This window comes from Clostridium sp., from assembly GCF_026168755.1.
Taxonomy (GTDB): Bacteria; Bacillota; Clostridia; order Clostridiales; family Clostridiaceae; genus Clostridium.
On record NZ_JAPFDR010000110.1, the window covers coordinates 1 to 1,270 of the forward strand.

2 protein-coding genes are annotated in these 1,270 nt (G+C 28.7%); both read left to right on the forward strand.

Annotated elements, in window-relative coordinates:
* The first annotated feature begins 21 nt into the window (after window positions 1-21).
* On the forward strand, window positions 22-834 hold the full coding sequence (locus Q0Y03_RS15455) for a class C sortase (RefSeq protein ID WP_297714674.1): 813 nt from the start codon (window positions 22-24) through the stop codon (window positions 832-834).
* The coding region (locus tag Q0Y03_RS15460) for a hypothetical protein (RefSeq protein WP_363318761.1) at window positions 815-1,270 on the forward strand (456 nt) is incomplete at its 3' end. The genes Q0Y03_RS15455 and Q0Y03_RS15460, both read left to right, overlap by 20 nt.

The following is a 1,270-nucleotide window of genomic DNA, read 5'->3' on the forward strand; positions in this document are numbered from 1 at the left end:
ATATAGATAGGTAAATTTGTTATGGGAAAGAATAATATATTAAAAAAATTAAGTTTTTTATTAGGATTAATATTATGTTCTTACCCTTTGATTAGTGGGATAGTTCAGCAACAGGCTCAGAAAGGGACTGTTGCTACATATCAACAGATGATAAATAATTCATCTAATTCTTCTCTTGAAGAAGCATTATCAAAGGCAAAGGAGTATAATGAAGTTCTATTTGAATCACTTACTTCTTTAAGTAGTGATAAGCTAAGTATTTTAAGTGAAGAAAATTATAATACAACATTGGATATAGGAAATGGAATTATGGGAAGCATAGAAATTCCTAGTATTAATGTTAATTTACCTATATACCATGGAACTAGTGATGAAGTATTATCTGCTGGTGTAGGACATCTTAATGGAAGTAGTTTACCTATAGGTGGGGTTAATACTAAAAGTATATTAACAGCTCATAGAGGATTGCCAAGTTCTAAGTTATTTACTAGATTAGATGAATTAGTAGAAGGCGATTTATTTTTCATAAGAGTATTAAATGAAACATTAGCTTATAAGGTTAATGATATACAAGTAATTGATCCTGAAGATGTTGCTGGATTAGAAATTGAAGAAGGCAAAGATTTAGTTTCTCTTATAACTTGTACTCCATATGGGTTAAATACTCATAGGCTTGTAGTAACTGGTGAAAGAACTGAATATGAACCAGCTATATATGAGAATATAGAAAGTAAAAATATGTCTATTAGAGAATATGTATTTTTAGCAATCCCATTTGTGTTTTTAACAATAATTGTTAGAAGGAGGATTAAGAGTGCTAGGAAAAAAGCTTAAATTGTTGGTATCAACATTAATATTATTAAGTGTACCAATTAGTGTTATGGCTTCACCGAGAGCTATAATTAGTGATTCGGTAATTATTAATAAAGGAGATGGAAGTGTAGTAATTCCACCAAGTGAAGTGTTAGATGAAATACTAAATAATGAAACTTCTTTATCAAATAAGGGAAGTATAACTATAAAATTAGCAGATGTAAAAAATAATCAAAGCAAAGAAGGAGTTGAATTTTCAATATCTAAGATAGCAGATATTGAAGATGGGCTTTATAAAGTAAAAGAAGATTACAAAGGTGTAGAAGTTGATTTAAATAATATAAAAACTGCTAATGATTTAGAATTAGCAGCGGAGCTATTTAAGAAAGTAGCAAAAACAGATAATTTAATGAAAACTAATGCTAATGGAGAGTGTAATATTGAGGATTTAGATGTG